Below are 22,814 nucleotides of genomic sequence, written 5' to 3' on the forward strand. Positions count from 1 at the left end.
GGCAATCAGCCTCCCAGCCGATCAGCCGATCAGCGGACCAGTCGGGCGGCGCTGGCGGTCCAGCCGTCAGCGCCGCTCGACTGGAACGAATACCCGTGGTTGGCCTTCCCAGCCTGGTGACAGGTCCGCGATGGTCTCCCGCATGATGTTGGAGGAGGCCTCGCGGGCCTTGTCGCCGTCTCCGTCCCTGATGCCCTGGGCTACATCCAGATGCCATTGCAGGGCCGCTTCCTTCGGATGTTCCGGCATGAGGCCGTGAACCGTCCGGCCGGTGAGTGTCTCCGTGACCTGCCCGATCAGGTTCGCGAACATTTCATTGCCGGAACCGGAGAGCACCAGGGCGTGAAAGCGGATGTCGAGGTCCAGGAAGGTGGGCATGTCGCCCGCACGGCCTGCTTCCCGCATGGCCAGGGAGATGCCCACCAGCTCGCTGCGCAGGGACTCCGGAGCGTTTTCCGCGGCCAGTTCCGCGGCTACAGGCTCGACGGCGGAGCGGAGTTCGGCGAGGGAGCGCAACTGTGCGCCGCGGCCTTCTCCGGCCAGCCGCCAGCGGATGACAAGCGGATCGAAGGGATTCCAGCGGTGCGCGGGGAGGACCCGGATGCCAACACGCTTGATGGTTTCAACCAGTCCCAAAGACTGCAGTACCCTGACGGCCTCCCGTACCACCGACCGCGACACTTTGAGCTCCTCCTCAAGGTGCTCAGCCAACATGACGTGACCGGTGGGGAGCATACCGCCGACGATCCTGGTACCCAGGTGCTCGACAGCGCGGTAGTGGAGACTGGTTGACATAGTCGTAAGCATAGTGGCGTTGACCGCTCCGCCACCGGAAGCCCCGAGCGTGGGGAAACTCCCCACGGCGCTGGCTCGCAACATAGACTCTTTTGTGACGCGGACGTTTCCAAAACGTGGGCGCAACTTTCCCCGACGTGGTCCGAATACGTATGGTTTATTGCAGCTACTGCTCTAGAAAGCGTTTCCTCGCTCCTAGCAGGACTCAATGCACAAGAATGAATTGGAGTTTTGATGTCAGCACACATCGGTGTCACCGGCCTTGCGGTGATGGGCGCCAATCTGGCCCGCAACCTGGCCCGCAACGGCTTCACCGTTGCCCTCCACAACCGCTCCGTCGAAAAGACCGACGCCCTGCTGGCCAAGCACGGCACGGACGGGGACTTCATCCGCACGGAAACCCTCCGGGAACTCGTGGACTCCCTTGAGAAGCCCCGCCGCGTCCTGATCATGGTGAAGGCCGGCAAGCCGGTTGACGCCGTCATCGACCAGCTCGTTCCCTTGCTCGAGCCCGGCGACATCGTGATCGACGCCGGCAACTCGCATTACGTGGACACCCGCCGCCGCGAATCCGCGCTGGCCGAAAAGGACCTGCACTTCGTGGGCGTCGGTGTTTCCGGCGGCGAAGAGGGCGCCCTCAACGGCCCCTCCATCATGCCCGGTGGTTCCAAGGAGTCCTACGACGCCCTGGGCCCGCTGCTCGAAAAGATCTCCGCCAAGGTTGACGGCAAGCCCTGCTGCGCCTGGATCGGCACCGACGGCGCAGGGCACTTCGTCAAGATGGTCCACAACGGCATCGAATACGCCGACATGCAGGTCATCGGTGAAGCCTTCGATCTCCTGCGCTCCGGCGCCGGCATCGAGCCGGCCGAACAGTCCAGGATCTTCGCCGAATGGAACAAGGGCGAACTCGCTTCCTTCCTGATCGAAATCTCCGCAGAGGTCCTGGGGCACGTCGACGCCAAGACGGGCAAGCCGTTCGTCGATGTCGTCGTCGACGCCGCCGGCCAGAAGGGCACCGGCCGCTGGACCGTCATCTCCGCGCTCGAGCTCGGCTCCCCGGTTTCGGGCATCGCAGAGTCCGTCTTCGCCCGGGCCCTCTCTTCCCAGGCAGAACAGCGCAAGCTTGGCCAGGAGTTGCTCGCGGGCGAGGAAATCGACGTCGAGGTCCCCGAGAACTTCGTCGAGGACGTCCGCCAGGCGCTCTACGCCTCCAAGCTGGTGTCCTACGCCCAGGGCCTGGACATGCTGACCTCCGCCGCGAAGGAATACGGCTGGGACCTCAAGCTCGATGAAATCGCCTCGCTGTGGCGCGGCGGCTGCATCATCCGTGCCGAGCTGCTCAAGGAAATCACCAACGCCTACGCAGCCGAAGAGAAGCCGGCCAACCTGCTGTTCGCCCCGGCTTTCACCAAGGCGATCGCCGGCGCGCTGCCGGCCTGGCGCCGCGTGGTGGCAACGGCTGTCCAGCTGGGCATCCCGGTTCCCGTGTTCTCCTCCTCGCTGGCCTACTACGACGGACTTCGCCGCAAGCGCCTCGCCGCAGCGGTCATCCAGGGACAGCGCGACCTCTTCGGCGCGCACACCTACGGCCGCGTTGACGCCGAGGGCACCTTCCACACCCTGTGGGGCGAAGACAAGTCCGAGATCTCCGCAGTCGACACCCACTGACGAGTGGGGCAGGCCCTTTCCTGCCCCACTCTGTTCAAGTCAAAGGCCGGCGGCTCCGCGTTACTGTGGAGGCGCCGGCCTTTGCCGTAGGTACGTCCTGAAGGAAAACACCACCCGTCACACGAGGAGCAGTCCATGCCGCAACGCGTCGCATTTGTCACAGGTGCGTCAACCGGAATCGGTTTCGAAGCCGCCATCAAGCTCAGCAAGGCAGGAATGGTCGTGTACGCGGGGGCGCGGCGGGTCGAAAAGATGGAGCCGCTCAAAGCCCACGGAATCAAGGTGTTGTCCTTGGACGTTACCGAGGATGACTCGATGAAGGCCGCCGTGGACCTTGTCCTGGCTGATCAGGGACGGATCGACGTACTGGTCAACAACGCCGGATACGGGTCCTACGGTTCCTTGGAGGAGGTTCCGCTGGATGAGGGCCGGCGCCAGTTCGAGGTCAACGTCTTCGGTCTCGCCCGGATGTCCCAGCTGGTGATTCCCGTGATGCGTGCTGCGGCTTCCGGCAGGATCATCAACGTGTCCTCGATCGGCGGCAAAATGTATGAACCGCTGGGCGCCTGGTACCACGCGACAAAATTCGCCGTCGAGGGCCTTAGCGACTCGCTGCGCCTGGAACTGAAGCCCCACGGCATCGACGTCGCAATCATCGAGCCTGCCGGCACGGACACGGAATGGGGAACCATCGCGGGGGAGAGCCTGCTGACGGTCTCGGGACATGGACCGTATCGCGAGCAGGCCGGGATCGTGGCGGCCGCCCTGGCATCGACATCGGGAACCGCCCTTTCGACGCACCCGCGCACCGTGGCGGGCGCCATCGTCCATGCGGCGACTTCGCGAAGGCCCAGGACCCGATACCCGGTGGGCAGGGGAGCCTGGACCATCCTGGCCTTGCGGAGGGTGCTTCCCGACCGGGCCTTCGACACCGTTTTCTGGAACGCCTACAAACGCTTCTCCGGCTAGATCCGGTACTCGATGTAGTACTCGGCGGGATCGACGGCGGGTTTCGTTTCGCTCTTGGCATCACGGTGCCGCCACGTTGCGGGGACGCCGGTGATGATCGACTCGGGCGGTGCATCCTTGACCACGACGGCGTTGGCGCCTATCGCACTGTCGGCGCCTATGGTGATGGGACCAAGGACCTTGGCCCCGGCTCCGATAGTGACCCGATCCCCGATGGTGGGGTGGCGCTTGACCTTGGCCAAGGAACGGCCGCCCAGCGTCACACCGTGGTAGATCATGACGTCTTCGCCGATCTCGGCGGTCTCACCGATGACCACACCCATGCCGTGGTCAATGAAGAACCTGCGGCCGATGGTCGCGCCGGGGTGGATCTCGATCCCGGTCAGGAACCGCGCAAGCTGGGAAATGAGCCGTGCCGGGAAGCGCAGCTCAGGGTTTTGCCACAATTTGTGCGTCAGGCGGTGCGCCCAGATGGCGTGCAGGCCGGAGTAGGCAAAAAAGTTCTCAAACGAGCCTCGGGCCGCCGGGTCATGTGACCGGGCGGCCTCGAGGTCCTCCATAAGTCTTGCGAAGAAGCTCACAAAGACCTTTCTACAGGAAATGAAAGAAAGCGGTTGCGCGGGGTCCGCAATCAGCCGCGAATGTCGTCAAAAAGCACCGTGGAGATGTAACGTTCGCCGAAGTCGGGAACGATTGCCACGATGAGCTTGTCCTTGTTCTCCGGACGCTTCGCGAGCTCCAGTGCGCCCCAGACGGCCGCGCCGGCCGAGATGCCGCCCAGGATGCCTTCCTTGGTGCCGAGGGCACGTGCGGTGGCAACTGAGTCCTCGAGGGTTGCGTCGAGAACCTCGTCGTAGACGTTGGTGTCCAGGATTTCCGGAATGAAGTTCGCACCCAGGCCCTGGATCTTGTGCGGGCCGGGGGCGCCGCCGTTCAGGATGGGGGAGTCCTTGGGCTCAACGGCCACGATCTGGATTTCGGGCTTGCGCTCCTTCAGGACCTGCCCGACGCCGGTGATGGTGCCTCCCGTGCCGACGCCGCCGACGAAGATGTCCACGCCACCGTCGGTGTCTGCCCAGATTTCCTCGGCCGTGGTGGTGCGGTGGATCTCCGGGTTTGCCTCGTTGGCGAACTGCTGGGCCCAGACGGAGTTCTCGGTGTTGGCCACGATTTCCTGGGCCTTTTCGACGGCGCCGCGCATGCCTTCCGATCCGGGGGTCAGGACAATCTCAGCACCGTAGGCGCGCAGCATGACGCGGCGCTCGGTGGACATGGTTTCCGGCATGGTCAGGATGACCTTGTAACCACGCGCCGCGCCGACCAGGGCCAGCGCGATGCCGGTGTTGCCGGAGGTTCCCTCGACGATGGTGCCGCCCGGCTTCAGCGCACCGGACTTCTCGGCGGCGTCGACGATGGCGACGCCGATACGGTCCTTCACGCTATTGGCGGGGTTGTAGAACTCCAGCTTCACGGCAACCGTGGCGTCCAAGCCTTCGGTGAGCCTGTTCAAGCGGACCAGGGGGGTTCCGCCGATCAGCTGGGTGACGTCGTCGTAGATCCGTGCCATGTAATCATGCCTATTCTCTGAATTCGCTGAAATAGCTACTGCTGAGGTCAGCCTAACGAGCGGTGCTGCACGCTGCTACGCGCGGAGCCACGAAGAGTAATATTTCCGGGCCTTGGCGAGCTTGGGGTTGATGATCACCTGGCAATAGCCTTGCTCCGGGAACTTGGCGTAGTAGTCCTGGTGGATGGATTCCGCTTCGTAGAATTCCGGCAGCCTGCTGACCTCGGTCACAATCGGCTTGGACCACAGTTCCTGGTTCCGGAGGATGGCCTCTTCGAAGAGGATTTTTTCTTCCGTGGTGGTGTAGAACATCGAGGAACGGTACTGGGTTCCGACGTCGTAGCCCTGGCGGTTGAGCGTGGTGGGATCATGCAGTGCAAAGAACATGTCAAGGATGATGTCCGCCGGAATGATGTCCTCGTCGAAAGTCACGGCGACGACCTCCGCGTGGCCCGTCATTCCGGAGCACACATCGTAATAGTCAGGATTCCGGATGTGCCCGCCCGTGTAACCGGAAACCACGGAACTGACGCCCTTGGTCTTCTGATAGACGGCGTCGAGGCACCAGAAGCAGCCTCCACCAAGTACAAAAGTTTTCATGATCTCTTCAATGGCTGGGAGTCCCGGATGATTCCCGCACAACCTTACGGGACTGTGACGGCGCAGACCCGGCCAGTGGCAACAATCTCAAACAGTCCGGTTGCGGCAAGCGCGACTTGGCCGCCGGATGCGCAAGAATGTAATGCATGGAAGCTGTGAACACCGCGGTTGCAGATACAGGATCCGGCGAAGAACCGGAGAATGGTGCAGCCGGAACTCCAAGAGCCAGCACCCCTACGCTAGGTCAGGTCTTATTGGCAGTGGAGGAGCTCTGGCCGGAATCGCTCGCCGAGGAATGGGACGAGGTAGGACTGGTGGTCGGACGGCCAACCGCCACCGTCACCAAGGTCATGTTCGCTGTGGATCCGACCCTCGCCGCCATTGAAGAAGCCATTGAATGGGGCGCTGAGCTCCTCGTTACGCACCATCCCTTGCTGCTCAAGGGCGTCACCTCCGTTGCCGCCACGAGCGCCAAAGGCCTTGCTGTCCATCGGCTCATTGAGTCAGGTACCGGGCTGCTGACCGTGCACACGAACGGGGACTCCGCCGTCGGAGGCGTTTCCGATGTCCTCGCCGACGCGTTCGGGCTCGACAACGTCGTCCCGCTGGCTCCTGCGGCCCACGGCCTGCCGGAAGAGGGCATCGGCCGGGTCGGCGACCTGCCCGAACTCATGACCCTGGGAGATTTCGCCGCGCGGGTGTTCGAGATCCTGCCCTCAGTGGCCGGTGGCGTGCGGGTCGCCGGGGACAAGGACGGGCTCGTGCGCCGCGTGGCTGTTTGCGGCGGAGCCGGAGACAGTCTCCTCGACGCCGTCCGGGCCAGCCAGGCGGACATCTACGTCACCGCGGATATGCGGCACCACCCGGCGTCCGAGGCCCGCGAAGCTGCCGTTGACGGCAGGCCGTACCTCGTTGACGTATCGCATTTCGCGAGCGAGTGGCTGTGGCTGCCCGCCGCGGCCGAAGCGCTCGGCAACGTGCTCGCCGACCAGGGTCACGACGTCGAGATCCGGGTGGCTTCCACCAACAGCGATCCCTGGGACTTCATTCTGACTCCCTGCTAAGCGAGGCGAGGGAGCGCGCTAGGCGCTAGAGTCGAAACAAACAGGCCCAAGGCCTGGCTGGGGCTGAATATCATCCCCGGCACGATCAAGCGGAGGTAAGCGTGGCCAAGGCAGCACCGGCGGAACAGTTGAAATTGCTCGAACTGCAGGGGTTGGATGCGAAGCTCAAATCCTTGGCGAACCGCCGTCGCACTTTGGAGACCGACCCCCGCATCACCGATCTTCAGGACGCCCTCAGCGTGGCCAACGGCTTGCTCGGGACCGCGAAACTTGCCGTCCACGACGCCGAAACAGAGCTGCGCAGGTCAGAGGCCGACGTCGAGCAAGTGGCTAGCCGCATTGAGCGGGACGAAGCCAGGTTGAACAGCGGCACCGGACTTTCCAAGGATCTCGTTGCGCTGCAAAGCGATATCGCCTCGCTGAACAAGCGACGTTCGGACCTTGAGGATGTCGAGCTGGAAATCCTGGAACGCCTGGACGGACTCAGGGAGCGCCAGGCCGCGCAACAGCAGATCGTCGATGACATCCAGGGTTCCTTCTCCGGGATCCGTGCCGAGCTGGACGCCGCGATCGCCGAGATTGTTGCCGAAGAGACGGATGTACGCGCTCAGCGGACCGGCTTCGCCGAAGGGCTCGACGCCGGGATGCTGGCTATCTACGAAAAGACCCTTGCCAAGCGTGGGGTGGGGGCCGCCAGGCTGTTCCACGGCAAGTCCGAAGGCTCGGGGATGACGCTCAGCCCCGGCGACCTTGCCGAGGTCAAGGCCGCTGCCGAAGACGAGATCGTGTTCTGCCCCGATTCGGGCTGCATCCTGGTGCGCTCCGCCGAGTGGAACTAACCGCCCTGTTCCCCACCCAACTAGCTCGCATTTAATGTCGTTTTCACGGCTGAAAACGACACCTACTGCGAGCTAGTTGGGGAGGATGATGCTCAGGGTGTGCGGCTTGCGCGCCGTTCCTTCCGCCAACTCCGCAGTCCACATTTCCGAGGCTGCCTTGAGCAGCTGTTCGGGCGTCCCCGGCACCTTGCCTCGACGGCTCAGCAAGTGCCGGGCCAGTTCGCCGCGCGTGTGCTTGGCGAAGTGGCTGACCACGGTGCGTTTGCCGTTGGACTCGGAAAAAACGTTGACGGAGACAGTCTGCGCCGCGGGCGGAGCCCAAGCCGCGGCGTAGGTGCTGGAGCGGCAGTCCACCAGCAGTTCGCCCTCCACCCGCGAGGCGAGGGCCTGCGTGAGCTGCGGCTTCCAGAACGACGCGAGGCGTCCGACGTCGGGCAGTGCCGTTCCCATGGACAAGCGGTAGGCGGGCACGCGGTCGCCGAAGCCAATGGCGCCCCACAGGGCGGACACCACAAGGATCGACTCCACCGCCTTGCGGCGCTGCGCCGCGGTCAGGGACTTGTAGCCCAGCGCGTCGTAGAGAACACCGGAATACACCTGATGGGCAGGGGCCGCGGGTTCGGCGTGGAGCCGGGTATTGCGCTCGACGTCGTCCTTCAAGGACGCGCCCACCCCCAACAGGGCGAGGGCGTCCTCATGCGCGCTGACCAGGCCGAGCGCGTCGAGCACTTTGGTCCGGTAGCTGTTGAGTTCGGGAAAGCTCAGGGACTCCCAATCGACGGCGGAGCCCTTCGCAGCGGGGGTCTTGCCTTCGGAAGGGGGCAGCAGAATCAGCACCAGTCGATATTAGCTGTATTGCTGCCGCTGGTTGTCCGGGCAGAACGGATCGGCGGTGCCGTCTGAAAATACGGGGGGCCCGACGCCGGTAGACTGTAGGGCGGATGGGTTGACTAGGCGGCCGCGCGCCACGTGAGTGGCTCGAGGAACGTCCGGGCTCCACAGGGCAGGGTGGTGGGTAACGCCCACTCGGGGTAACCCGCAGGCCAGTGCCACAGAGAATAGACCGCCTGCGCCTGCTTGTGCCAGCACAGGCAGGCAGCAGGTAAGGGTGAAACGGTGGTGTAAGAGACCACCAGCTCCTTGGGTGACCAGGGAGGCTAGGTAAACCCCACCCGGAGCAAGGCCAGACAGGGCACGATCGAGGGCTGCTCGCCCGAGTGTCCGGGTAGGCCGCTGGAGGGCGTCGGCAACGGCGTTCGTAGATGGATGGTCGCCACTCCTTCGCCGGCAACGGCGGGGGAGAACAGAACCCGGCGTATCGGTCAACCCATCCCTCAGCCGTGTGTGAGTGAATTCACGCATTCCGGCTGCCAAGGGGTCCCGTGTCAGACCTTAGAATGGACAGTGAACGTAGGAGTTCCACCGCCGGTTCTGCGTTCGCAGCCGGCGGTTTTTCTTTGCAACGTTCGAGGTGTCCGGGCAGACCGAAGTCCCGCCGATGCCAGTGCCGCAGGATTACTCCGGGCGGCCGCCATCTACGTACGAGGACGTATGTAGCTGACCCTAGGAAGGTAGTTCTGTGAGCCAGTCATCAGATTCTTGTCTTGATACGTGGATGGGCCGCGAAGCGCTGGCCGAGGCCATGATTCCGGTGATCGGCCGGCTGTACCGTGAGAACAACGTGGTGACGAGCATCCACGGGCGCAGCCTCATCAACAAGTCGTCGATGAACATCCTGAAAGCCCACCGTTTTGCGCGCCGGATGAGCAAGGACGAACTCCTGCTCGAAGAAACCGCGCCGCTACTGAACACCCTGGCCGAGCTTGAACTCGGGGCCGCTGCGATCGACATCGCCCGCCTCAACGAGAAGTACAAGGCCCAGGCCCCGGGAACGCCCCTGGAAGCCTTCCTCCGCGCCGAACTTGCCGAGGTTGTCGGGCGCCGCGGCGCGGACGACCGGACCAGCACCGACGTCGTGCTCTACGGTTTCGGCCGCATCGGCAGGCTCCTTGCCCGCCTCCTGATCGAAAAGGCCGGCGGCGGGCACGGCCTGCGCCTGCGCGCGATCGTGGTCCGTAAGGGCGCCGAGAATGATCTCGTCAAGCGCGCCAGCCTGCTGCGGCGCGACTCGGTGCACGGTTCCTTCGAAGGCACCATCCGCGTGGACGAGGCCGCCAATACGATCACGGCCAACGGTGTCCAGATCCAGGTCATCTACTCGGACAATCCCGCCACCATCGACTACACGGCTTATGGCATCAACAACGCCCTGGTGGTCGACAACACGGGCCGCTGGCGCGACGCCGAGGGCCTGTCCCAGCACCTGCAGAGCAAGGGTGTCGCGCGTGTCCTGCTCACGGCTCCGGGCAAGGGCGATCTGAAGAACATCGTCCACGGCATCAATCACTCCTCCATCGAGGACTCGGACAAGATTGTCACTGCAGCCTCCTGCACCACGAATGCCATCACCCCGGTGCTCAAGGCACTCAACGACAAGTTCGGCGTCATCCACGGCCACGTGGAAACCGTGCACTCGTTCACGAACGACCAGAACCTGATCGACAACTTCCACAAGGGTGACCGGCGCGGCCGCTCCGCAGCGCTGAACATGGTCATCACCGAAACCGGTGCCGCCAAGGCCGTTGCCAAGGCACTGCCGGAACTGCTGGGCAAGCTGACCGGCAGCTCCATCCGGGTCCCCACCCCGGACGTGTCCCTGGCCATCCTGAACCTGAACCTTGAAAACGGCACCACCAAGGACGAGGTCAACAACTACCTTCGCGAGATGTCCCTGCACTCGGAACTGCGCAAGCAGATCGACTTCATCGACTCGCCCGAGGTCGTCTCCACGGACTTCGTCGGCTCCCGCCGAGCAGGCATCGTGGACGGCCTGGCCACCATCGCCAATGACAAGAACCTCGTGGTCTATGTCTGGTACGACAACGAATTCGGTTACTCCTGCCAGGTAGTGCGCGTCATGGAGGAAATGGCCGGCGTGAACCCGCCGTCGTTCCCGGCACGCAGTGTCGCTGTGGGCATTGAGCCCAAGGCAACGTTGGAGCCCGCCGGCGTCTAGCCGGCTCTGGAAAGGGCCAGGAAAGACACAGGGGTTTCCCGGCTGATGCGCTGGTATCAGCCGGGAAACCTGACCAGAATGGACGCATGGAAAGCGAAAAGATTCTGGACCACGAAACAACCCTGGAACACGCCCTGGACGTGGCGCGCGCCAACCTCAAAGAAGCCCAGCGCCTGTTCGACCAGGCCAAGGCCGCACATGCGGCGGGTGATATCTCCGAGGACCGCGTCATTCAGTTGGGGTCCCTTTTGGAGCTGGCGGCCGAAGACCTGAAACGCGTCACCAAGGAGCAGTAAGCCCGGCCCGACTTGTCCTCCACACTGTGGATATCGTCGTCGGCTATCAGTGCCTCATCTAGTCTCAAGGGACGTATTCCTCCCCGAAAGGACGCAATCCCTTGAGCACCACCTGGGCCGCTTATCGGCGCGCCCGCCGCCAGTCCCGGCAGGCCTGGGTGCTGGTGATTCTCATCATCGCGGGTGGACTTGCCGGCATTGGGTGGTTTTTCACCAACGGCCAGTTCGCAGTTGGCGAGGATCCAGTCAATGGACCAACGGAAGCTCCTGTCTTCGACCCGAAATGGATGAAGCCGGTGGAAGCTGTTCAGCCGGTACCCGTCGGTTCGGCCGTTGATGCCTTGGAGGCGCTTCCCGTGAAGGGGCGTGCAGCGAAGGACAACTACGACCGCAACGAATTCGGCCAGGCTTGGCTCGACGTCGACCGAAACGGCTGCGATACGCGGAACGACATCCTGAGGCGGGATCTTACGGCAGCGGAGTTCACGGCGGGCTCCAAATGCAGGATCGCTTCCGGGGAGCTACGTGAGCCCTACATCGGCCAGGAGATCCATTTCCGCAGGGGCTCCGAAAGCAGCTCGGCCGTACAGATCGACCATGTGGTCGCTCTAGGGGATGCCTGGCAGAAGGGTGCCCAGCAGCTCACTGCCAAACAGCGCCAAAGCCTCGCCAATGACCCCCTCAACCTCATTGCCGTTGACGGTCCTGCCAACGTGAAGAAAGGCGCGAGCGACGCCGCGAGCTGGCTCCCTGCCAACAAGGGCTTTCGCTGCCATTACGTAGCCCGGCAGGTTTCCGTCAAAGCCGCGTACCGGCTCTGGGTCACCCAAGCGGAGAAAGACGCCATGAGGCGCGTCCTGGACTCGTGCCCCGGTCAGCGGACCATCAGGGCGACGTAGCCGCCTGAGGGCGCGGGCGCCCCCGTCAAGCGTGGTTGCTCCGCGCTGGGGGAAACACCAAGTGGCCGTGTCCAAGTTGCCAGACCCCGCCGTCGTCGATCCTTTCCAGCACCACCCGCTGAAGCGAGGTCTCGCGGGGGAGTCGATCAAGGTTTTCCATGCCCCGCTGCCGGAAGGTGAAGTAGACAGCGTCGCTCGGAGCGTCTGAGCAGCGGTCCAGGGTGAATCGGCGGGCAAAAGCTGCGATATTGCTGTCCGGCAGTTTCCGGGCCAGATAGGGATCCAGCATCCAGGAGTCGCAGCTCGCCACGGAGACCGCCTTGTCCGGGAAGTATCGGTCAAAGAACTCCCTGGCCTGGCTGAAGCTCGTGTCCACGACGGCAGGGGAAAGGCCGCCATCCTCGGGGATGTGGACACCCAGTACCCAGGAGTCGCTTGCGGCGGCGGAGCCTCCCGCGTCGCCGCGGACAAGGTGGAATTGCAAGCGGCCGATCCGGAAGATGTTTCCGGCCATGTGGAGGGTCAGCCACGCCCACGTGTCCAAGCCGAAGCGTCCATGAACCCTTCGGTTGATTCGAAGGTTCAGTCCCGCGTCGGCCAGGATCGCGGCGGAGGATTCCGGCGGGATGCCAAGGGACAGATGATGGCGGTGGACTACAGGCGCGAAGCGCAGGAGCGCCCCGATCCAGTCCGTTTCCGTGCAGCCATCCGCGGCGGCAGACTTGCTTGGAAAGGCGCCCAGGCGGGCGTGAAGGCTGGCAAGGGCCTGTCGCGTCCCGTCTCCTGGAGGTGACGCCAGCAGCGAGGCACACGCAAAAGCGTCCTCGCCGTGGATGTCGAGAAGCTTGAACAATTCGTCCTGCTCGGTGCCGGTCATCGCTCAGTGTCCGAAAGGATCCGGGTCAACACCCGGCATCCAACTCAGCCCGGGCACTCCCCAGCCGTTCTTTTTGGCCTGCTTCATGGCCTTCTTGGCGTAGCGGTCGGCCAGACGGTCCACATAGAGCTTGCCGTCAAGGTGGTCGAATTCGTGCTGCATGACCCTCGCGAACCAGCCTGTCGCCACGAAATCCACCGGTTTGCCGTCGCCGTCGAAGCCCTGGACGCGGGCCCATTCGGCCCTCTGCAAGGGGTAGTGCTCCCCGGGGAATGACAGGCAGCCTTCGACGTCTTCCTCGGGATCGGGAAGGGCGCCGGGGATCTTGGAGAGGGTGAGGACCGGGTTCACCAGAACGCCTTCGTCCGGCGCGTCGTCGTCGTTCGCGTATTTGAAGATGAAGATCCGCTTGCCAACCCCTACCTGGGGTGCGGCCAGCCCGACGCCGTTGGCGGCTTCGTTCGTCTCGAACATGTCGGCAATCAAGGTCCGCAGCTCGTCGTCGAACTCTTCCACCTCGCTCGCCCGGCGGTGAAGCACGGGCTCGCCCCAGATGGTGACTGGCAGGACGGTCATGTCAGGTGTTCCTCTGGTTCTCGGGTCTGGAGCGGATGCCGAAATCGGCCGGGACAAAGCAAAGGCCGCACTGGATAACCAGTACGGCCTTTGGCTGCGATCGATAAACTGCTACCGATCTCATGAGGGTGAGCGACGGGGGTTGAACCCGCGACCTCCTGGACCACAACCAGGCGCTCTGCCAACTGAGCTACGCCCACCATGAGCCTTTTATGCTTTCGGAATGACCCGTTAGCTGCGAAGGCAACGACAAAAACTATACCCCGTCTTAGGGGATGGTTTTGCCACTTTTGACCGTTTGGCTGAAATTTCCCGAAAAGGTGCCGCAGATCACGTGCTTTCCGGGGCGGCTGCAATCTGCTTGGAAATCTTCTGTGCCGTTGCCGTATCAGGACCAGGAGCCGGGACGAACACGGCCTCGCGGTAGTAGCGCAGTTCGTCGATGGAGTCCTTGATGTCACCAAGCGCGCGGTGGCCGCCATGTTTGGCGGGCGACTGGAAATATGCACGGGGGAACCATCGGCGCGAGAGTTCCTTGATGGTGCTGACGTCGATGACCCGGTAGTGGAGGTGTTCGACGATGTTGGGCATGTCCCGCGCGAGGAACATCCGGTCGGTTCCGACTGAGTTGCCACCCAGCGGTGCCTTCTTCGGATCGGGTACCCACTTCTCGATGTACTCCAGAACGATCGCTTCGGCTTCGGCCATGGTCTTGCCGTGCGGGAGCTCGTCCAGGAGTTTCGAACGGGTGTGCATGTCGCGGACGAAGTCGTTCATCTGTTCAAGCGCGGCATCTTCGGGTTTGATGACGACGTCGACCCCATCACCCAGGATGTTCAGCTCCGAATCGGTGACCAAGGCCGCGACCTCGATCAGGGCGTCGTTTACAAGGTCGAGACCGGTCATCTCACAGTCGATCCAGACGATGCGTTCATTAGTAATAGGCACCCGCCCAGCCTACCGTTCGGGCGCATGGGAACGGTGGCGGGGCGCTCCGTTCCGCGCCTGCGGCTTACCGCGGCTGCTAAACTGGGCCGTTGTCGAGCGGTTGTTGCCTGCATCGATGAGCTGGACCAATGTACGTAGGGACTGGAATATCATGACGGCAGGCGGAACGGGCGTGGGCACCTCAAATAGCCGGGATGAGGCAAAGGAACCCGCGGCGCCGTCAGAGAAGGCTGCCGCGAGTCTCTATTACCCAAATGCCGCGCACATCAACACCGGCACCTCCGGCCAGATCAAGGCCTACGTGGCAATCTGGCAAGGATTTTTTGGATCCCTGATGATCTTCGTCGGCTCGATCGGTGCCGGCTGGATCGCCAACGGCTCGCCCATGTTCAGGCACCCCCTTGTCATCGCCCTGCGCACGGAGGGCTGGGGCGTAACGACCTCCACCATCCTGCTGACGGCCGGGGCCATGCTTTTGGTCAGGTCATGGTTGAGGCTCGGGCAAAGGCTCAAGGACTGGGGGCCAGGCTCGCTCAGATCGGTGGTTGTCGCTGTTGCGGCGTGGGCGGCGCCCCTGATGTTTGCCGTGCCCATCTATTCGCGCGACGTGTACGCCTACACCGGCCAGGGCAGGCTGGTGCTGGAAGGCCAGAACCCCTACACCGCGGGGATTTCCTCGCTCAGCAACTGGTTTTCGCTGGGCGCTGATCCTGCCTGGGCTGAAGCCAAGACGCCGTACGGACCCTACTTCCTGTGGCTTGCCAGGTGGGTGGTGGGCATCACCGACGCCCAGCCCGATTTTTCCGTTTTGCTCTTTCGCGTTCTTGCGACTGTGGGAGTGCTGCTCTGCGTGGTGTATGTTCCCAGGCTCGCCGAACTGCACGGGATCAATCCCGGCCGCGCTCTGTGGATCGCCGTGGCCAACCCGCTCTTTCTCATCAGCTTCGTCGCCAGCGCCCACAACGATGCCCTCATGGTGGGCCTGGCGGTGGCCGGAATGTACTTTGCAGCCACCGGGCGCCACATCACCGGGCTTCTGCTGGTCACGGCTTCCATCGGCATCAAGCCGATCACAGTGCTTCTCTTGCCTTTCATAGGCCTCATGTGGGCGGGGCCCGCTGCGGGTTGGGCCCGCAAGTTCCTGTTCTGGGGCGCGACGGCGGGTATCAGCTTTGCCGTCCTGGCAGTGAGCGGAATTCCTTACAACCTTGGCTTTGGATGGGTCTGGGCCATCCTCGATCCGACGCCCGGCTACACGGGATACTCGCCTTCGGGCTTCCTGGGCCAACAGGTCGAGGTGATCGCCAATCTCCTGGGCCTGCCCGGATCCACCGTGGCCACCGGGCTCCGGACCCTCATGAAGTGGGCCGGAATCGGGCTGGTGGTGGTACTGATGTTCCGCGGCGACTATTCACGGCTGGTGCGACGCGCGGCCCTGGCGTTTGCCGCCGTCGTCATGCTTTCTCCGATTATCCAGCCGTGGTACATCCTGTGGTTCATCCCGCTGCTCGCGGTCACGGGCATCAGGGACGACTGGCAGATCAAGTCCCTCTATGTCGCCGTGACATTTTTCGTGGCCTTCGGCGCCCAGGACCAGATTTCGGTGCTGTCCTTCGTGGAACTGAACGTCAAAGTGTCCTCCCTGTCCTTCCTGGTGGCCCTGGGATTCACCGTCTACCTGATGGTGTTGGACGTGCACACGCGCAGACTGCTGATCCGTTCCACCCCTGCGCAACTGCTCCGCAGGCTTGAGCAGCGGCTCAGGCGCTCCGAATAGCGGTTCTTGCGCTGGACTTGCGGCCTAGTTCCAAGGTCCGCTGTACGGACCACCAGAGCAGGACAACCAGAAGCACGTTCCGCGTGGTGAGCACTGTTGCCATCACGGGGTTGGCATGGATCAGCGGCGTGTAGAACAACGGGTAGATCACAAAGGTCGTCATGGCGATCCCCATCAGGAGGGCGGCAGGAACCCGCCAGCGATTCCAGTCGTGGGTCAACCCGGCGATAACCACTGGCGCAAGCCAGATGATGAATTGCGGCGAACCCACCTTGTTGAACACGATGAACGCGGTGGTCATCATGAGGGCGCCCTCCAGAAACAGCTCTTCCGGTTCGGCACCCCGCCGAAGCGCCCAAAGCAAAAGGGCAGAGCCGGCGACGGCGGCAAGCACCAAGAGCGGCTGCATCATGAAGGCCGCCACATTGGCTCCCGGTCCGTACACCTCGGTGGAATTGATGGCGACGTTGTCGGCGATTTTGGAACCGCCGATGTTGAGCACGCTCAACCAGACCCAAGGGGTTGAGAACGTGGCTTCAAGTTGCATGCCGCGCTCACCCTGGTTGGTCAAGAAGTCGAGGATATGCGGGAGGCCGCCCGAAAGGTAGGTGCCCAGTGCGACGGCGGCAGTTACGGCGGCGCCGCACGCGATGATCCGCAGCCTGCGGTGGCTCGCGATGATGATGGGTACCAGGACGGCGGCCGGCCAGACTTTGATCCACGTGGCGATGCTGAGGAGGATGCCCGCCGCTACGGGCCGCGTGGCGGCATACAGCAGTGCGACCAACACGATGGGTGCCGTGATGCCTTCTACGCGCGCGAAGCTGAGGTAGCCCATGAATGCGGTGAAGAACAGCCACCACCAGGCAGGGGCAATCCCCGTTGTCCTGCGCGGACCGCGGGTCAAGATGAACAAGCCGGCGGCATTGAGCGCAGTGATGATCAACGTCCACACCAGCAGGTATGGACCCGGGCCCGCGATGTTGGCGAGGAAGATCGGAATCTGGGCGAGTACCGGGTACACCCAAGGGCTGATGGCTCCGTGGAGATCCGCAGGGTTGTAGCCGGTCATCGCCCACTGGCGGTACTGCTCAGTGTCGCTGAACGTGTTTCCGGACAGGAAGAAACTTGCCATCCAGCCGAGGAAATACAGATGGATGGCGGCGAAACCCCACCAAACGCTGGAGGGACGGCCGAACCAGGCGACGGCGGCAGGCGGCAGGGCGGCGTCGCGCACGCGGGCCAGCGCAGCAAAGAATCGAACGGAAATCTCAGGACTCCTTGGCAGCGGCGGCCGGTTCGTTGGCCGGGATCTTCTTGCCCAAAAGGTATAGGCGGCGTACGGACCAGCAGAACAGGACCACCAGCAGGACATTGCGCACCGTCAACACCAGCGCCATCCAAGGGTTGTTGTGGCTGAGTGCGTCATAGAAGAGGGGGTAGATGAAGTATGTGGCCACCCCAATGGCGATGAGCATCGCCGCGGGAACCCGCCATTCCTTCCAGCTGTGGGCAAGCCCGACGGCGACGGCAGGCGCCAGCCACACCATGAACTGGGGTGATCCGACCTTGTTGAACACGACGAAAGCCGTGGCCATGGTCAGGGATCCAGCCAACAACAGTTCGGTGCGGTCCGCCCCGCCGGTTCGCTTGCCGTTGTGCAGTGCCCAGAAGGTCAGGGCGGCCACCAGGATAGCGGCCAGGACAAGAAGGGGCTGCATAAGGAATGACATGGAGGCCGTTCCGGGGCCATCCACCTGCATCGAGTTGATGTCGGTGTTCATGTACATTCTCGAGTCACCCACATGGAGGACCGAGAGCCACAACCATGGAGTGGTGAAGGTGGCTTCCAACTGCATGCCACGATCGCCTTGCTGGGTCAGGAAGTTAAGGAGCTTCGGCAGTTGACCTACGGCCGCCGTGAGGGCGATGACCAGAACGCTGGTCAGAATTCCGGCGGCCACCACTTTGGTTCTCTGCTTGACCACGGTGAACAACGAAAGCATGACGGCGGCCGGCCAAACCTTCATCCAGGTGGCAACACTCAGGAGGGTCGAGGCAATGAAGGGGTGTGACACCCCGTACGCCAAGGCGATCAGCACGATGGGGGCAGTCAATCCGTCCACCCGGGCGAATCCCAGCCAACCCATGATGAAGACGAAGACCAGCCACCACCATCCCGCCGGGATAGCCTCGCGACGGCGGCCCCGTCCCGTGAGCTTGGCGAGAGCGACACCGTTGAGCACGGTGATCATGAGTACCCACAGAAAGAAGAACGGACCGGGTCCGGCCAGGCCCGCGATCGCCATCGGCACCAAGGCGAGAACGGGGTAGACCCAAGGACTTGGGCCGCTGCTGAGGTTCTCATCCCGGAACCCGGCCGAGGTCCAGTCCCGATAGATGAAAGTGTCGCTGAAGGCCTCGCCGCGCAGGGAAAGGATCAGGGCGAACACGAGGAAGACCAAGTGCACGACGCAGAAGCCTACAAGCAGGCCCTTGGGAGAATTGAGCCTTACCTCCACCGAAGAGGGAAGAACACGATGGCGGAACCGTGTGAGCGCGCTGAAGAATGAGTCCGTGGAAATGGGAGGATCCTTGTCAGGTAGTTATCGTCACAGGTGCCGTAAGAGCCCCATCCATCCTATCTCAGGCCACTTTCGCGGGCAGACCCATGGTCCGGTTGGCCCCGGGAAGCCAGGGGTGGCGATGCTACAGTTGCAATAATCCATGGCAGCCGGCAGTGCCACTTTGGCCCGGATGCGGCAGGGAACCGGACAGGATTTTGTTTGATGGTGACGTCGAAGTTTCGTGAGCGTGAGGTGGGGAGTTCGTTGGCTCATCCAGAGGCGCTTGGCGATTCCAACGCCCCGGTACACGGCACTGTGATAGCCAAAGCGGCAAGGACGGCGATCCTCCAAGGGTTCGTCGGGTCGTTGCTCATGGTGGCAGGCTCGGTCGGGGTCGGCTGGATGGCGACAACCAGCGGTTCCCTTATCCGCACGCCCCTCTTCATCATGGCCAGGACATCCCCGGTTGGCGTGATCGTCTGCACCGTGATGCTCTGCCTCGGTGCACTCCTGCTCCTGCGCTCTTGGCTGCGCATTGCCCAGCGGATCGGCGGATGGAACCCGTCCTCGCGTCCTGTGCTTCGGCGAGCATTGTGGATGTGGGCAGTCCCGATGATGTTCAGCTTGCCGTTGTTCAGCAGGGACGCTTATGCCTACATCGGCCAGGGCCGGCTCATGGAGCAGGGCCTGAACCCATACACCAACGGCATCTCGGCCCTGAGCAACTACTTTTCACTCGGGCCCGACAAATTGTGGACGGAAGCACCGACGCCTTACGGTCCGTTATGGCTCTGGATCGAACAGGGTGCCGTGTGGGTCAGCGCCGGCGTCCCGGAGCTTGCGCTGATTCCCTTCCGCCTGGCTGCCCTGGCCGGGGTGATCCTGCTCGCTGTCTACGTTCCGCGTTTGGCTGCGGTCCATGGCGTGAACCCGGATCGGGCGTTCTGGCTTGGGGTCCTCAACCCGGTTCTCCTGATCAACTTCATTGCCAGCGCGCACAACGACTCCTTGATGTTGGGACTGGTTGTTGCCGGACTGTACTTCGCCTCGGTCAAACGACCCGTGCTTGGAATCGTGCTGATCACGGCCTCGATCGCCATCAAGCCGATTACTTTGATTGCCTTGCCTTTTGCCGGGCTGCTGTGGGCCGGTGCCCGTGCGGGCTGGGGCCGCAGAATGCTCTGCTGGATGGCGACGTTGGGCTTGTCCTTAGGGCTGCTGGCCGCCGCAGGATTGGTGAACGGCCTGGGATTTGGCTGGCTTGGCGCCCTCCAGACTCCCGGCGCCGTCTGGATCTGGTACGCGCCGGTGGGATTGCTGGCACATACGGCCGGATTCGTCGTCGGACTTTTCGGGGGTCCGGGCGTTCCCGTGACGGACGTTATCCAGACTGCCGGAACGGCAGTTTCGGCGCTGGCCATCGTCTGGCTCGCCGTACGGACGCCCGGCCGCGGCTTGGGTATGCCCGCGCCGCTCGACGACGAACCCGAGTTCAACAAGACTGTGCTTCGCCGGATGGCCTGGGCTTTCGCCGCCGTCGTCGTCCTGGCGCCGGTGATCCAGCCTTGGTACATGGTGTGGCTGCTGGTGTTCTTTACCGTGACGGGCATCGCGGACGGCGCCCAGCTTCGGACGGTCTTCTATTTGACGGCGTTCTTCACCCTTATCGCGCTGACGGACCAATTGAGTGTCTTCCAGTGGATCCCCATTGAGGTGGTGCGCGGAGTGGCCATCGCCATCGCGGTCTCCTTCATTGCCTACCTGGTGTTCTTTGACAAGAAGACCCACGTGCTGTTCCGCCCGCGTCGCGGAATTTTGAAGCTCAAGCTCAAACCGAAGTCCTGAACCGGAATCAGCCGAGGTGTTTCATCGCTTCACGCAGGGATAACGGGCTCAGCCTGGCCCGTCGGGTTTCCACGTAGCTCCGTACCCACTGAGGATCGGTCTTGGCGTACTCCCGCAGGGTCCAGCCGATTGCCTTCCTGATGAAGAACTCCTTGTCGGCCAGGTTGGCGTCAAGCGCCGTGGCGAGAAGTTCTTGGTCCGTGGCCGTCTTTGCCTTGAGCTGGGAGGTGATGGCCGCGCGACGGATCCAGAAGTCCGGGTCGCTTGCCCATGTCCGCAAGAGCGGGGTCAGCGTGCTCCGGTGATGTTGCAGGAGGGCACAAATACGGTCGGAGACGCCGTCGACGAAGTCCCACCATGCGCCTGTCCGGATGATTTCTTCGTAGAGCGGCAACATCTCCCGATCCTTGGCCACGGACTTGAGCGAGGTCAGATCGATGGCCGCATAGCGTTCTTCCCGCCATGTAGCTTCCAGCCAGAGCAGCCGGACATCGTCACGAAGTTCGGCAGGGGACCCGAAGGGGAGTTCCTTCGCGGTCGCGAGGACGATGTGACGGACTACCGGGACCCTGACACCGAGGGAAGGCATGGATGACTTCATGTACGCCTGTGCCGCTTTCGCACGGTCCGGATCTGCCTCTGCCTGCAGGCGTTCCCGGATGATGGCGATTCTTCGGTGTTCCATACCGCGACTTTAGGACACTCCTGCGCAGGGTTCGGACGCGCCTTCCGGTTGACTGGGACGATGACGCCCATAGAGTGGGTGGAAAGAGTTCGTCCGGCGGCCGGTCCGGCCCCTTGTTCCTCATGCTTGGAGGCCTCCGTGTCTATGGTGAAGACGCCAGAAGAGATTGCGCTCATGCGCGAAGCCGGAAGGGTGGTTGCCAACACGCTTTCGGCGGTTCGTTCGCACGCCGGGGTTGGTGTGTCTCTCAAGGAACTGGACGAGGTTGCGGCCGCTTTCATGGAGGCTGCCGGAGCCAAGCCGGCGTTCCTGAATTACCGTCCGCGGTGGGCGTCCACGCCCTTTTCAGGGGTCATTTGCACGAGCGTCAACGACGCCGTGGTGCACGGCATCCCGGACGGATATGTGTTGCAGGACGGCGATCTGTTGAGCGTCGATTGCGGGGCATTCGTGGAGGGTTGGTGCGGGGACGCGGCAGTCAGTTTCATTGTGGGCACTGCGGATCCGGTGGACCAGGAGCTGATCGATGCCACGGACGCCGCCCTCGCCCGCGGAATCGAGGCGGCCAGGATTGGAAACAAGATGGGCGACCTTGCGTATGCCATTGGTGGAGAAGCCAAGCGCAGCGGCTACGGGATCCTTGCCGATCACGGTGGGCACGGCATTGGCCGGACCATGCACGCCGAGCCGAGCGTGCCGAACATCGGACGGCCGGGCCGCGGCGTGAAGCTCGTGGAGGGCCTGGTGATCGCTATCGAGCCGATGTTGATCCTAGGCGGAAGCGATGACTACTACCACGACGACGACCAGTGGACCCTGCGCTCCGCCAACGGCCGCCGTGCGGCGCACAGCGAACATACCGTGGCGATCACCGCGGACGGCCCGGTGGTCTTGACACTGCCTTGACGGTGTTGCCTCGGCATGCGGGCCGCCGGAAATCAGCGCCCTAGGCGCATGACCGCCCTTCCGGGCACCGCCGTGGAAACTGTGGAGAAGCCAGCCGCCTCGAACAACTTCACAGTTCCCTGGTAGAGATCGGCCGGACCGGCCTTGGGGCGCAGCGAGGGATCCACCGGGTAGCCTTCCACGATTTCAGCGCCATGCGCGAAGGCATGCCCGACGGCGGCCTGCAGCAATGCGGTGGCCACCCCGCTCCGGCGGTGGCCGGGAGAAACCACGAAACAGCTCACGGACCAAACTCCCGGGCCTTCCGGGGCGCCTGCTCCTGCGGCCTTGAGGACGTGGGATCGTTCGATACGCGGATAGCACTGGCGCGGTTCGACCGCGCACCAGCCCACCGCTTCGCCGCCCCGGAACGCGAGGACGCCAGGTTCGGGGCCGTCGTCGAATTTGGCTTTGAGCTGTTCCTTCCGCGTCTTAGGGGGAGCCGTCTTCCAATCCTGACCGGTGAGGGCGAACCACCGGCACCAACAGCGCGAAGGCTCGCCGTGGACGCCGAATAGCCTTTCGACATCGGGCCAGCTTGCGGGGCCCGTGATGATGGCTTCGGAGTTGTGTCCCATCCAACCAGCCTAGATACCGAATGAGCTGGCCGTCTCGGTTGTATGCAGACAAAGAAAAACACCCCGGTCCGAAGACCGGGGTGTAACCGATGACCCGACTCATCCATGAAGGATGTCTCGACTCATCACAAAGTGCCCCAGGAGGGAATCGAACCCCCGACCGTCGGATTAGAAGGCCGCTGCTCTATCCTCTGAGCTACTGGGGCGGGAACGCACCCAAGTGTATCGCTGGGTTTGGCT

At 63.2% G+C, this 22,814-nt stretch carries 22 protein-coding genes, 2 tRNA genes and 1 other RNA gene; 11 read left to right on the plus strand and 14 right to left on the minus strand.

From position 1 onward, the window contains the following. Positions 1 to 66: 66 nt before the first annotated feature. On the minus strand, positions 67 to 795 hold the full coding sequence (locus ABH924_RS19505) for a FadR/GntR family transcriptional regulator (RefSeq protein ID WP_404501510.1): 729 nt from the start codon (positions 793 to 795) through the stop codon (positions 67 to 69). A 234-nt stretch (positions 796 to 1,029) separates the two neighbouring features. Here ABH924_RS19505 and gndA point away from each other — a divergent pair, with 234 nt between their 5' ends. Further along, complete coding sequence (gndA, locus tag ABH924_RS19510; protein WP_404501512.1) at positions 1,030 to 2,466, plus strand: NADP-dependent phosphogluconate dehydrogenase; 1,437 nt, start codon at positions 1,030 to 1,032, stop codon at positions 2,464 to 2,466. A 135-nt stretch (positions 2,467 to 2,601) separates the two neighbouring features. Next, positions 2,602 to 3,435, plus strand: a complete 834-nt coding sequence (locus ABH924_RS19515) for an oxidoreductase (RefSeq protein WP_404501514.1) — start codon at positions 2,602 to 2,604, stop codon at positions 3,433 to 3,435. Here the strand turns inward: ABH924_RS19515 and epsC are convergent. From epsC to msrA, 3 genes are all read right to left on the minus strand, one after another. Continuing rightward, the gene (gene epsC, locus ABH924_RS19520) at positions 3,432 to 4,016 is read right to left on the minus strand and encodes a serine O-acetyltransferase EpsC (protein WP_059387763.1); all 585 of its coding nucleotides are present in this window, start codon (positions 4,014 to 4,016) and stop codon (positions 3,432 to 3,434) included. The two genes, ABH924_RS19515 and epsC, sit on opposite strands and share 4 nt — an antisense overlap. A gap of 50 nt (positions 4,017 to 4,066) precedes the next feature. Next, positions 4,067 to 5,002 carry a cysteine synthase A gene (gene cysK / locus ABH924_RS19525; protein ID WP_234749924.1) on the minus strand — a complete coding sequence of 312 codons (936 nt, stop codon included), beginning with the start codon at positions 5,000 to 5,002 and terminating at the stop codon, positions 4,067 to 4,069. Positions 5,003 to 5,077: 75 nt separating this feature from the next. Beyond that, positions 5,078 to 5,602, minus strand: a complete 525-nt coding sequence (msrA, locus tag ABH924_RS19530) for a peptide-methionine (S)-S-oxide reductase MsrA (protein WP_059387765.1) — start codon at positions 5,600 to 5,602, stop codon at positions 5,078 to 5,080. Positions 5,603 to 5,748: 146 nt separating this feature from the next. Between msrA and ABH924_RS19535 the strand changes: the two genes are divergently transcribed. Together ABH924_RS19535 and ABH924_RS19540 are read left to right on the plus strand one after the other, a co-directional pair. Further along, entirely contained in the window at positions 5,749 to 6,666 is a 918-nt protein-coding gene (locus ABH924_RS19535) for a Nif3-like dinuclear metal center hexameric protein (protein WP_404501517.1), read from the plus strand. 101 nt (positions 6,667 to 6,767) lie between these two features. After that, positions 6,768 to 7,505, plus strand: coding sequence for a zinc ribbon domain-containing protein (locus ABH924_RS19540; protein ID WP_404501519.1), 738 nt, complete (start codon positions 6,768 to 6,770; stop codon positions 7,503 to 7,505). Between the two features lie 72 nt (positions 7,506 to 7,577). Here the strand turns inward: ABH924_RS19540 and ABH924_RS19545 are convergent, their stop codons facing one another. Further along, positions 7,578 to 8,342 carry a YaaA family protein gene (locus ABH924_RS19545; protein WP_404501521.1) on the minus strand — a complete coding sequence of 255 codons (765 nt, stop codon included), beginning with the start codon at positions 8,340 to 8,342 and terminating at the stop codon, positions 7,578 to 7,580. A gap of 105 nt (positions 8,343 to 8,447) precedes the next feature. On the opposite strand from ABH924_RS19545, the gene rnpB reads away from it, so the two are divergent. The 4 genes from rnpB to ABH924_RS19565 all read left to right on the plus strand — a co-directional run bounded on the left by rnpB (position 8,448) and on the right by ABH924_RS19565 (position 11,776). After that, an RNA gene (rnpB, locus tag ABH924_RS19550) (RNase P RNA component class A) lies at positions 8,448 to 8,839 on the plus strand. A gap of 245 nt (positions 8,840 to 9,084) precedes the next feature. Continuing rightward, positions 9,085 to 10,581: a glyceraldehyde-3-phosphate dehydrogenase gene (locus ABH924_RS19555; protein ID WP_404501523.1), complete on the plus strand. Its 1,497-nt coding sequence runs from the start codon at positions 9,085 to 9,087 to the stop codon at positions 10,579 to 10,581. Between the two features lie 86 nt (positions 10,582 to 10,667). After that, positions 10,668 to 10,877 (plus strand): hypothetical protein, encoded by a 210-nt coding sequence (locus tag ABH924_RS19560; RefSeq protein WP_404501525.1) that lies wholly within the window; start codon positions 10,668 to 10,670, stop codon positions 10,875 to 10,877. 101 nt (positions 10,878 to 10,978) lie between these two features. Then, entirely contained in the window at positions 10,979 to 11,776 is a 798-nt protein-coding gene (locus ABH924_RS19565; protein ID WP_404501527.1) for an HNH endonuclease family protein, read from the plus strand. A gap of 25 nt (positions 11,777 to 11,801) precedes the next feature. Here the strand turns inward: ABH924_RS19565 and ABH924_RS19570 are convergent, their stop codons facing one another. The 4 genes from ABH924_RS19570 to orn all read right to left on the minus strand — a co-directional run bounded on the left by ABH924_RS19570 (position 11,802) and on the right by orn (position 14,177). Then, on the minus strand, positions 11,802 to 12,653 hold the full coding sequence (locus tag ABH924_RS19570; protein WP_404501529.1) for an acyltransferase domain-containing protein: 852 nt from the start codon (positions 12,651 to 12,653) through the stop codon (positions 11,802 to 11,804). 3 nt (positions 12,654 to 12,656) lie between these two features. Continuing rightward, positions 12,657 to 13,229, minus strand: coding sequence for a peptide deformylase (gene def / locus ABH924_RS19575; RefSeq protein WP_234749907.1), 573 nt, complete (start codon positions 13,227 to 13,229; stop codon positions 12,657 to 12,659). A gap of 127 nt (positions 13,230 to 13,356) precedes the next feature. Continuing rightward, positions 13,357 to 13,429 (minus strand) — tRNA-His (locus ABH924_RS19580). Between the two features lie 130 nt (positions 13,430 to 13,559). After that, positions 13,560 to 14,177 (minus strand): oligoribonuclease, encoded by a 618-nt coding sequence (orn, locus tag ABH924_RS19585; protein WP_404501531.1) that lies wholly within the window; start codon positions 14,175 to 14,177, stop codon positions 13,560 to 13,562. A gap of 151 nt (positions 14,178 to 14,328) precedes the next feature. Here orn and mptB (ABH924_RS19590) point away from each other — a divergent pair, with 151 nt between their 5' ends. Beyond that, complete coding sequence (gene mptB / locus ABH924_RS19590) at positions 14,329 to 15,954, plus strand: polyprenol phosphomannose-dependent alpha 1,6 mannosyltransferase MptB (RefSeq protein WP_344787626.1); 1,626 nt, start codon at positions 14,329 to 14,331, stop codon at positions 15,952 to 15,954. Here the strand turns inward: mptB (ABH924_RS19590) and ABH924_RS19595 are convergent. Further along, complete coding sequence (locus ABH924_RS19595; RefSeq protein WP_234749902.1) at positions 15,938 to 17,191, minus strand: glycosyltransferase 87 family protein; 1,254 nt, start codon at positions 17,189 to 17,191, stop codon at positions 15,938 to 15,940. The two genes, mptB (ABH924_RS19590) and ABH924_RS19595, sit on opposite strands and share 17 nt — an antisense overlap. 34 nt (positions 17,192 to 17,225) lie before the next feature. Further along, positions 17,226 to 18,539, minus strand: coding sequence for a glycosyltransferase 87 family protein (locus ABH924_RS19600; RefSeq protein WP_404501547.1), 1,314 nt, complete (start codon positions 18,537 to 18,539; stop codon positions 17,226 to 17,228). Positions 18,540 to 18,743: 204 nt separating this feature from the next. Between ABH924_RS19600 and mptB (ABH924_RS19605) the strand changes: the two genes are divergently transcribed. Then, complete coding sequence (gene mptB / locus ABH924_RS19605; RefSeq protein ID WP_404501534.1) at positions 18,744 to 20,366, plus strand: polyprenol phosphomannose-dependent alpha 1,6 mannosyltransferase MptB; 1,623 nt, start codon at positions 18,744 to 18,746, stop codon at positions 20,364 to 20,366. A gap of 7 nt (positions 20,367 to 20,373) precedes the next feature. Here mptB (ABH924_RS19605) and ABH924_RS19610 read toward each other — a convergent pair whose 3' ends face one another. Beyond that, a complete protein-coding gene (locus ABH924_RS19610) occupies positions 20,374 to 21,051 on the minus strand; it encodes a DNA alkylation repair protein (protein ID WP_404501536.1) in 678 nt (225 codons plus the stop codon). A gap of 138 nt (positions 21,052 to 21,189) precedes the next feature. On the opposite strand from ABH924_RS19610, the gene map reads away from it, so the two are divergent. After that, entirely contained in the window at positions 21,190 to 21,957 is a 768-nt protein-coding gene (gene map, locus ABH924_RS19615; RefSeq protein WP_234749897.1) for a type I methionyl aminopeptidase, read from the plus strand. A 32-nt stretch (positions 21,958 to 21,989) separates the two neighbouring features. Here map and ABH924_RS19620 read toward each other — a convergent pair whose 3' ends face one another. Both ABH924_RS19620 and ABH924_RS19625 read right to left on the minus strand, forming a co-directional pair. After that, positions 21,990 to 22,574 carry a GNAT family N-acetyltransferase gene (locus ABH924_RS19620; RefSeq protein ID WP_404501538.1) on the minus strand — a complete coding sequence of 195 codons (585 nt, stop codon included), beginning with the start codon at positions 22,572 to 22,574 and terminating at the stop codon, positions 21,990 to 21,992. 133 nt (positions 22,575 to 22,707) lie between these two features. Further along, a tRNA-Arg gene (locus ABH924_RS19625) sits at positions 22,708 to 22,780 on the minus strand. Positions 22,781 to 22,814 lie beyond the last annotated feature (34 nt).

The organism is Arthrobacter sp. GAS37 (assembly GCF_044908325.1).
In the GTDB taxonomy this organism is placed as follows: domain Bacteria; phylum Actinomycetota; class Actinomycetes; order Actinomycetales; family Micrococcaceae; genus Arthrobacter; species Arthrobacter ramosus.

Bases quoted from the DNA above. Each gene is read 5' to 3' on its own strand.
- ABH924_RS19535 (WP_404501517.1), top strand. From the start codon at position 5,749: ATGGAAGCTGTGAACACCGCGGTTGCAGATACAGGATCCGGCGAAGAA.
- mptB (WP_344787626.1), top strand. From the start codon at position 14,329: ATGACGGCAGGCGGAACGGGCGTGGGCACCTCAAATAGCCGGGATGAG.
- ABH924_RS19620 (WP_404501538.1), bottom strand. From the start codon at position 22,574: ATGGGACACAACTCCGAAGCCATCATCACGGGCCCCGCAAGCTGGCCC.
- def (WP_234749907.1), bottom strand. From the start codon at position 13,229: ATGACCGTCCTGCCAGTCACCATCTGGGGCGAGCCCGTGCTTCACCGC.
- msrA (WP_059387765.1), bottom strand. From the start codon at position 5,602: ATGAAAACTTTTGTACTTGGTGGAGGCTGCTTCTGGTGCCTCGACGCC.
- ABH924_RS19515 (WP_404501514.1), top strand. From the start codon at position 2,602: ATGCCGCAACGCGTCGCATTTGTCACAGGTGCGTCAACCGGAATCGGT.
- ABH924_RS19610 (WP_404501536.1), bottom strand. From the start codon at position 21,051: ATGGAACACCGAAGAATCGCCATCATCCGGGAACGCCTGCAGGCAGAG.
- ABH924_RS19560 (WP_404501525.1), top strand. From the start codon at position 10,668: ATGGAAAGCGAAAAGATTCTGGACCACGAAACAACCCTGGAACACGCC.
- cysK (WP_234749924.1), bottom strand. From the start codon at position 5,002: ATGGCACGGATCTACGACGACGTCACCCAGCTGATCGGCGGAACCCCC.
- mptB (WP_404501534.1), top strand. From the start codon at position 18,744: ATGGTGACGTCGAAGTTTCGTGAGCGTGAGGTGGGGAGTTCGTTGGCT.
- ABH924_RS19570 (WP_404501529.1), bottom strand. From the start codon at position 12,653: ATGACCGGCACCGAGCAGGACGAATTGTTCAAGCTTCTCGACATCCAC.
- ABH924_RS19505 (WP_404501510.1), bottom strand. From the start codon at position 795: ATGTCAACCAGTCTCCACTACCGCGCTGTCGAGCACCTGGGTACCAGG.
- gndA (WP_404501512.1), top strand. From the start codon at position 1,030: ATGTCAGCACACATCGGTGTCACCGGCCTTGCGGTGATGGGCGCCAAT.